Source organism: Kineococcus rhizosphaerae (assembly GCF_003002055.1).
GTDB lineage: Bacteria > Actinomycetota > Actinomycetes > Actinomycetales > Kineococcaceae > Kineococcus > Kineococcus rhizosphaerae.
In genome coordinates this window covers 37,289-45,587 of sequence record NZ_PVZF01000019.1, presented here as the reverse complement: position 1 = coordinate 45,587, position 8,299 = coordinate 37,289, and the positions used below count along the sequence as shown (strand labels likewise).

The 8,299-nt window shown below is 68.1% G+C and carries 8 protein-coding genes; 1 reads left to right on the top strand and 7 read right to left on the bottom strand.

Translation table 11 applies throughout. From position 1 onward, the window contains the following. On the bottom strand, window positions 1-1,235 hold a 1,235-nt coding region (locus CLV37_RS24960), incomplete at its 3' end, for a hypothetical protein (RefSeq protein WP_211298940.1). A gap of 648 nt (window positions 1,236-1,883) precedes the next feature. Between CLV37_RS24960 and CLV37_RS24955 the strand changes: the two genes are divergently transcribed. Beyond that, window positions 1,884-2,435, top strand: coding sequence for a helix-turn-helix transcriptional regulator (locus tag CLV37_RS24955; protein ID WP_146149588.1), 552 nt, complete (start codon window positions 1,884-1,886; stop codon window positions 2,433-2,435). Between the two features lie 87 nt (window positions 2,436-2,522). Here the strand turns inward: CLV37_RS24955 and CLV37_RS24950 are convergent, their stop codons facing one another. The 6 genes from CLV37_RS24950 to CLV37_RS24925 all read right to left on the bottom strand — a co-directional run bounded on the left by CLV37_RS24950 (window position 2,523) and on the right by CLV37_RS24925 (window position 8,278). Then, complete coding sequence (locus tag CLV37_RS24950; protein ID WP_146149587.1) at window positions 2,523-2,786, bottom strand: hypothetical protein; 264 nt, start codon at window positions 2,784-2,786, stop codon at window positions 2,523-2,525. A gap of 370 nt (window positions 2,787-3,156) precedes the next feature. Then, window positions 3,157-3,492 (bottom strand): hypothetical protein, encoded by a 336-nt coding sequence (locus CLV37_RS24945; RefSeq protein WP_146149586.1) that lies wholly within the window; start codon window positions 3,490-3,492, stop codon window positions 3,157-3,159. Window positions 3,493-3,587: 95 nt separating this feature from the next. After that, the gene (locus tag CLV37_RS29100; RefSeq protein ID WP_106215463.1) at window positions 3,588-4,091 is read right to left on the bottom strand and encodes a WhiB family transcriptional regulator; all 504 of its coding nucleotides are present in this window, start codon (window positions 4,089-4,091) and stop codon (window positions 3,588-3,590) included. A 175-nt stretch (window positions 4,092-4,266) separates the two neighbouring features. Further along, window positions 4,267-4,563, bottom strand: a complete 297-nt coding sequence (locus CLV37_RS24935; protein ID WP_170127496.1) for a hypothetical protein — start codon at window positions 4,561-4,563, stop codon at window positions 4,267-4,269. Between the two features lie 109 nt (window positions 4,564-4,672). Next, window positions 4,673-7,063: an FtsK/SpoIIIE domain-containing protein gene (locus tag CLV37_RS24930; protein ID WP_106215456.1), complete on the bottom strand. Its 2,391-nt coding sequence runs from the start codon at window positions 7,061-7,063 to the stop codon at window positions 4,673-4,675. Between the two features lie 240 nt (window positions 7,064-7,303). Then, complete coding sequence (locus CLV37_RS24925; protein ID WP_106215455.1) at window positions 7,304-8,278, bottom strand: hypothetical protein; 975 nt, start codon at window positions 8,276-8,278, stop codon at window positions 7,304-7,306. Between the last annotated feature and the right edge of the window lie 21 nt (window positions 8,279-8,299).

Below are 8,299 nucleotides of genomic sequence, written 5' to 3'. Positions count from 1 at the left end.
GGCGGTCGCCATGGTTGAGATTGCCTACACGCGGATGATGCTGCGCCGGTTGACCAGGCCGGCGCAGCCCTCACCGCACATCTAAAACAGTCACTCAGACTCAGCACGGCCTTGCGCCATCCGCCCGTGGGACGCGCGGTAGGCAACTCAAGGTCCACCGCGCCGTCGAGTTCGCCCGCCTGCCAGTTCTGGAACCGTCGATCGAGGTCAACGTCGGACGGCAACGCGAGTTCGGTCGTGTCCTCACCGTGCCTCGCCCCACGCTTCGGCCCCTCGACGCCAGCCGGCGAACTCGCCTCCGCGTCGGCTCCGCGTACGGGCGTGGACGGCCGGAGGCTCTGCGGGGCCGACGGCGCCTCGTGCGTCGTCTCAGGCGAGTGCTCAGCGCTGTCGTTGGGCGTGTACTTCATGGCGTCGAGTTCTGTCCCCTGCTGAACGCGCAGGTCGACGACGTCGACGCCGTCCATCACGGCGGCGAGGTTGACGTACTCCCCCGCCTGGACGTCCCCCGCCTGGACGTCCCCCGCCTGGACGTCCTCCTCCACCTCGACATCGTCGCCGCCCTCACCGTTGTCGGCTTGTGCGGCGGCAGCACCCTTCGTCGAAGTGAGCGAGGCGCTACCGGCCGCGGCGTCGAAGACGTAGACCCGAGCGGAGGCGGATGAAGGAACCCGTCCCTGGTCCTCGGCGCTGACCGCAGCCGGAGCTTCGCTGGGGTCTGGCGTGAGCTGGGACTCGGCAAGGTCGGCGCCAGCTGCCACCACATCGGGTGCCACCACCGAGGCCGCCGCGGCGGAGCTGGCTTCCTGAGGTTCCGATGCGGTGTCGGTCGCGTCATCGGGCTCTGTGGTGATCTCACCGTCTACCGCTGAACCGGTCGCTGCGGCGGGCGCGAAGGCGGTGACCCCCGGTGTGCGCGCCGGGACCTTGCGCGGCGCGGACTTTTCAGGAGAGGCAGCGACTTCGGTGGGCTCGTCCGTGCGCTCCACATCCGTCGTCGCCAGCGATGCCGTCGCTGCGCTGTGCCGGCGCACCCGGAGGCGATTGGCGAGAGCCATCGCCTGCGCCGAGGCGGGTCCGGCAAGGTGGTCGGAGGGGCTGTGCTCGCCCTGAGCTGCTTCTCTGACGCCTTCCAGCGCGGTCAGATCGATCCGCTGGACCTGGTCGACCGGCTCGGCAGGGACGCCTTCCATCTCCTGGGCGAAGTCGTCCGAAGACTCAGCGGCCTCGGTCACCTCGGGTTCAGAGCCACCGCGCACCGCACTCAGTGCCACTGTCGCGTCCGGAGCCTCGCTCGAGGCCGCCTGCGTCGAAGTCGCGGCACCGTCCGGGCGCGAAGCAGCGGGCTTCAGCGGTCGACGCGACCCCGAGCGCACTCCAGGAGTCGGTCGTGGCGTGCGAGAAGGAGTCTGCGGCTGGCGTTCAGCTGCAGGTCCACCAGAACGCTGCTCGTGAGCATCGTCAAGTGCTGCAGGGGATGTCTGGGCAGCGGTGTCAGCCATGCGGAGCTCCTGGCGATCGATCGGTTTCATGGGTGTGTGGCCGAACCAGCAACCGTCGTCACCGGATTCGGTAGGTGGGGGTTCGCAGCCCGCCGCCTCTATCCACCCTGTGAGTGTAGTCCGACATCACGCTGTCAGCACAGACCCTTGCCCTCACCCACAGCTGACCACCACCACTCTGCGTAGGTGTCGCAGTAGGCTGCGTACCTACCTGCCCCCCTTCGGGGGACAAGATGACGTGACCTGGGTCACGTCTGGGTCGGCGACCGCTAGGATCCTCACGCTCTGCGACCACACCGGCATGCCGGCAAGGCGCTGCGTGCGTCAACCCAGCGCCGGTCGACAGAAGGAAGCTGATGGCTGCTCGTGGAGGAAGAGGCTGTGAATAAGTTCGAGGCGCAGCCACGCGATGAAGACCAGGCCGAGATCCGTCTGATCACCGAACGCCTCAACCAGCTGATCTCCACCGTCCACCCACCGCACCGCGGCCCGTACTCGATGCCTGAGATCTCGGCCCGTGCGGCTCAACTGGGCTACTCGCTCTCATCCAACTACCTCTACGAACTGCGACGCGGCGGCAAGGTCAACCCAACCTTGAAAGCTCTCTTCGCCATCGCGGCCGTTTTCGACGTCGGGATCGGCTACTTCTTCAGTCAGCGCGATGGCGTACAGGCCCAAACCGACCTTGCCCTCGCTCGAGCGGTGAACGACCCCAGCGTCCGCGAGATCGCCCTGAACGCCGCGGCCTTGTCACCGGCCGCACGAGAGACAGCGATCGCCATGCTTCAACAGCTGCAGCAGCTGGAACGACGGCTGGGTCGCGGCCACGAGGCAATCCTGGGCCCCGACTCGACTGCCGGCACGAGCGGCTTGACTCATCGTCTCGGCACCCATCCTGCCCGCACGGCCCATCCGGCTCCCGAGCCCGTGTGAGGTTGCGACCTCAACGACACAGCCGCGCGGTTTGAGGGTTACAGCTGCGCGTAGACCCTTGCTGGAACGGCGCCTTCTCCGAGCACGTCAGGCACCGGAGAAGTCGCTGTAGCGCTCAGGGAACGCCTCCTGGACAGGCCAGACGGCCTGGACCTTCAGCGCTCCCTCGGCGACACAGCGCGGCCCTCCGTGTCCCCGATGCCGTGTGCAGCGCAGACCCGCACCGTAGGGGTCACGGCGCAGACACAGGCCCCATGCGTTGACGAACCGCATGTAGGAGGGGTCGTCACTGACCGGGTCTCCTGCGGCGGCGTGGTCGTAGCCGGCCGCGATCTGCAGGCCGCGGGCCACCTCTTCAGGGGACAACGACTCTGCCTGGCCTGAGGGCCTGACGTTCACCTGCACCTTCCCTCTGGTGACGGCCGGGTGCGACCGGTGAGTGCTCAACCGGCGCCGGCGTCGGTCGTGGAGTGTTCGGCCCGGTGGCGACCGGCGGCGACAACGACTCACCTGCCCACCGCCTGGGCCTGACCGCCAGCGCCTCGCTGAGCGGGAGCAGCTACCTCTTTACCGACGTCGTCCTGGTCGCTGCTACCTACCAGCAGCCGGGTGAGGGCAGTCCGCTGGAGGCTGCGGCAGGCGTTGGGCGACCTCATCTTCGGCGCCGAGGCCGTCTCACTCCCCATGTTCGGGCGCACATTGAACTGGCCGGGCCGCTTCCTCACTGCCGAGCGTGCCGGGTACGCAGCGAGAAGGGCCCGGTGTGCGAGTGGTCCCGGTCCACTGGTTCCAGCGCTGGTGAGCCAGCCACCCCGACGCAGTCATCGGGATCGATCTCCTGGCCCTCCTCGTTCCAGTAGGTCGCATCCTCACGAGCCGCCAAGTAGTGCGCGTCGTCGAGCAGCGCTTCCAGGTCGTCGAGGTTGGACGTGATACCCAGGGCCGCGCGTTCGCCAGAGCTGAGTTCGCGCACACGCCGTTGCTGGCCGCAGGCGTCCGTTCGGGGATCGACCCCTTCCGGACGGTTCGACGCGATCGTGGGGGCGGGGGTGCGCATGACGTCCTCCGAGGTGGTGTGAACTCGCGGGTGGTCTTGCTGGCCGGTGGCCCACCCCTGCCTCAACGCCAGGGGGATGCGCGCACCGTGGCCGTTCACGCCGACCTACGCATGTGCGGCGCCTGGTTCGTCCAGGTGGGGCTCACGGCGGACTCGCCGGCATGCTGCGTCCCGGTGCGCGATGTCGTCTCCGACGTCGAGCGCGACGACGGTGTGGGAAGTGCCCCGGGTACTGCCTTCGCCGCGCCCGCTGCAGAGACGGCGGCTCTTCGTCCTGTTCGGCGGGCTCGTCGTGCCCGGACCCAAGGCTCGCGCACCGCGGCGGTGACTCCACCGATCGTGCCGTTGCTGTAGGTGCCGTTGCTGGTTTGAGCGTTGGCCTCGGCCTCCAGCCCTACCAGCAAGCACGAGCGTCGTACAGGACAGTCCCAGCACATGCGCTGGGCCTCGCGCTGGGCTGTCGGGGCGTCGTCGAAGAACAGCTCCGGGTCTGCCTCACACGCGACGCGGCGGGTCAGCAGTGAGGCAGCTCGCTGGACGTTGACTTGGCGCAGGATCGCGTCTCGAGAGGCGGACTGCACCGACCAGTGCACGCGCATCTGGCGCCGCGGCCCGGCCTCAGGCAGGCGCCGGCCGGCCGTTCTCGGTGTGCTGGTAGCGGCTGGGGTGGAATCGATCACGGTGGGTCCTTTCGAGATGCTCGTCTACGGTTGCGACAGTCGCTGTCTGAGCGGTGCGGCGTTGCCCGCTGGTGGCTCGACTCGACGCGCCGACTCAGAGGCTTTCGAGCTGCCGCCGGTGGCGCTGATGTTTCACGCCTAGTCCGACGAGGGCCATGACCAGTGCGGCGGCGATCCAGCACCGGGGTGCGTCGAGGCCGACGCCTGCACCACCAGGCATGCGTACGAGGACGTCAGCGCCGGCGGGGACCAGGACGGCGAAGCCGATGAGGAAGGTCAGTACGGCCTTCCACATCGCTGTCACCCCCACTGCTGAGGCCACAGCCATCGCGATCAGCGTGACCTGCATGCGTTCGTCGGGTTCAGAGTTCGCGCTCTGCGGGCCGCTCATGCTCGCTGGCCCTTCGTGCGCTCGCAGGTACTTCTGGGCTTGTTGAGCCACGCGGGTCCCCTGACCAGGCTTCCACCCGGTGCCTGCGTCGTGTTGGTGGTTGGGAGGGTCACTGGTCGTCCAATCCGGAGGCGACGCGCTGGACGGTGATGAGTTGTCCCCCTTCGCAGCTGTGCAGGCCGGCGTCACTGTCGTCCAGAGCCCGCCAGGACAGGACCCGGTACATCTGCTCGGGGTCCATCGGGTCCTCCTCGACCGCGTCGATCAGTACCCAGCCCGTGCCTTCCAGCTGGGCAACGTCTCCTTCGCGCACGTCGGCGGCCGGGACGATGATCTCGTCCACCGCGTCAGGGTCCAGTTGCGCGTTGGCCCACTGCGCGTCCTCCTCGGCGGCTGCGGAACCTGACGCCTTGGTACGACCGCCGCTCGTCTCGGTGGTGAAGTCGTCCTCCTCCCAGGTCGCGTTGCTGGGAGATCCAAAGGACCCCGCCGGCAGTTCGGCGACCGGATTCTCGACGAGCACCCCCATGTCTTGCGAATGCGCCTCATCGCGCAGGTTGTCGGCCTGCAGGAACAGCTTGCGGTGGTAGTCGATGACGTGCTCCTCCAGGTCCGGGCGTTCACGGGCCGGAACGAGCGCGGCGTTGGCATAGTCCTGGTAGGACGGTGCGTCTGCTTCTTTCCCCTCGCTCTGTTTGGCGCTGGGCGGGACGATGACGAGGCGCTCGTGACTGTTGGACTGCGGCAGCAGGCCCCGCAGGATCTCTACGTCGGCGACGTTGTCCGGCTCCACGCGCCGGGGGTCAGGTGTCCACCACACCTGCGCTTCTCGGATGCGGTTGTCCCCGTCCATACAGTTGGCGCGCCCGGCGATTTTCGGCACCGCGACACCGGCACTGTAGGAGTCGAACATCATCTTCGACCCGTCCGGGGACAGCTTGCCCATGGCGACTCGGGCGCGCATGTTGTCACGCATTTCTCCGGTGAGAAACTCTGTATCTGGGCGCTGCAAGCCGAGCACGATGTGAATCTTGAAGCTGCGGGCGATACGGGCGATCGAGGCCAGCATCAGCAGCATCGGGGCCTTGGCGGGGTCACCGGAGCGTTTGACCGACAGGTACCAGCGGGTCACCTCATCGCGGATGTCGGCGTACTCGTCGATGACCAGGAAGAGAGGGCTGAAGTCGGCCTCCTGCTTCTGGCCGCGCTTGACCATCTTCCGACGCTCTTCAACCAGGCGCCGCACGTGGTGCAGGACAGCGACGTGTTCCCAGGTTTCGGTCGCGACCAGTTGCACGTTGGGCCAGGTGGCGAACCCGAGGAACTCGGTGCCCTTGCCATCGATGAGAATGCACGGCCAGTCGTTGGCGCAGATCTCCAGGATGAGGCCGTCCAGCAGGACCGTCTTGCCGCCGCCGGTGGTTCCGGTGACGACCATGTGAGGCTCCAGGGCGGGCCGCCAGTAGAGCGTCTCGCCGTTCTCGTCCACCCCCCAGGGAATGCGGACCTGGCGCCACCTACGGTGGTCGGCCTGCTGCGGGGTGAAGGGCGGATGAGGCACGTTGTCGGGCATGCGGGGTCGAGCCTCAAAGCGAACGACCTCGTTCTCCAGGTCCCACAGTGCCCGCCAGCGCCCGGGCAGCATCGTCGAGACGGTCCGCTGGATGCGGGTCCGCACCGCCAGCGAAGCGACCCGCGCCCCGGCGGTGTGTTCGACCTCCAAGGCGATGAGGTGCTTCTCGGCTACCTTGGTCACGGGTCGCTCGCGAAGGGTGACCAGGTCATCACCACTGCCGCGCTCTGCGCCAGAAGCGGCCTCCGCGGCGGCGTCGCGGGCCAGCGGGTGGTCTGCGGCGGCCCAGGTCACCTCGATCTCGGCGTTCTCACCGAGCAGCTCGTGGATGATGCGTTCGGCTCGTTCGACGACCTCGGGGAAGACCTCTTCCTCTTCGGTTTCAACCGTCTCGGTCTGCAGCCCCAGGATGATCCGGCAACGGGCGGGGTCGTGAGCGACGAGGCGGTAGGTCAACCCCAGACGCGCTTCAACCTTGTCCAGGATCGACGGCAGCCACAGGGGGTCGGTGTCGTTGACGATGGGGGCGTAGTCCAGGCGGATGCGCTGTGGGTGCCCCACGAGCAGGCCGCGCCACCGCCAGCACCGCACTCGCCGGCGCTGAGGGGCCGGCAACTCCATCAGCCGGTAGAGGCCCTCGGCCAGCAAGTCCCGTACCTCGTTGCGTCGGTCCTTGCGCAGCCCGTTGACGGCCGTGGCTGTAGCCAGGGCCACTCCCCCCGCGCCGGCCAGAATCGTCATCTGCGAGAAGCCGGCCAGGGGCAGGACGCCTTGGGCCGCCACTGCCCCCACCAAGCAGCTGTAGGCGCTGACGGGCCAAGTCTTGCGGCTGGGGGGAAGCCGCGGCGCGGCGCTGGGTGCGCTGACGCTCTCCACGCCGGTGAGCGTCAGCGCGGCGTTGCCGCGTGGTGACCGCGTCGTTTGCACGGGACTCCTCCATCGACTGCACGGACTGCCGGATCGCAGGTCTTGCCTCTTGGTAGGCAAGAGCCCACTGCGGAGGCGGATGTGACATCGCCTCGGCAAGTTCCTTACGAGGAGTTCGCCCGGAAGCCAGTCTTCGATCCGCGGTCGCCGACGGTCGTGGTCGTGGTGCGTGCGCTCGGGCCGAGGAGGTGGGCGGCCCTGTCAGGGATGGGAGGGCACCCGCAGGTAGCGGGCTGTGTCCTAGAGCGTGGTGATCTGCTGGGGGGTCGCCGGTGTCGTGGTGGTGTCCATCCTCACGGCCGACATCTGCCGGTCCTGCAGGTCTCCGGCCGCGCTGAGGGCCGACCACATGATCACCACGGTCGTGTGTGACGGCAGTTGGCCAGGGCGCTCGACTGTCTCATCGCTGGTGAGTTCGTGAGCTTGCATGTGGGCCTCGCTCCATCCACCGGCGTTCAGGTCCGCGCTCAGCGCCTGCCAGGCGGCCTGGACGGTCGACTGCGCCGAGGGCGACTCATCGATGTGGGGGTCTGTGACCCCCAGACGTTCGGGCATGGATTTCGTCAGCAGTTGCTGCAGGACCGCGTCGTCGACCGGGCCCGCCAAGACGTCCGCCGGCGGGGTCTGGCTTGCTGAGGCGTCCGCAGGTGAGGCGTCTGCAGGTGAAGCGGCAGGCGGGACGACGGTGGAGGCGGCGGAGGGGTCGGTACCTGCTGGGGCCTCCAAGGCGGAGGGGGTGCCGACGGCTCCATCCTGTCCCTGCGAGCCATTGTCTGTCGACGGCGACGTCGGTACCGGCGACGTCGGTGCCGGAGCAGCCGACACCGCAGTCGCGGGCACCTGCTGAGAGGAGGCACTGGCAGGTGAGGCGGCCTGGGTGCGGTGGCGCAGCGCCTGGTTCCAGGTGGGTAGGCCGACCGCCGGCGCGATCATGTGGGCACCGAAGAGCACCAGGGCCGCGATAGGGACTCCCCACAGCAGCCAGTACCGCAGGCTGCTGAGGCCCTTCTCATCGGAGCTCGCTGAGGTCGGTTCCTCATCCCACTCCGCCTCCGTGGAGCAGCTGCTGTCCGGGCTTCGGTCGTGGGCGTTCTCCTGGTCGTGCCCAACGAAGAGGTCCTGCTCGAGGTCCTGCTCGAGGTCCTGCTCGAAGTTGTCGACGGCGTCAGCATGAGCGGTCCGTGAGCGTCTGCGAGGGGAGGGGAAGGCAGGCACGTGATGCTCCAGTTCAAGGTT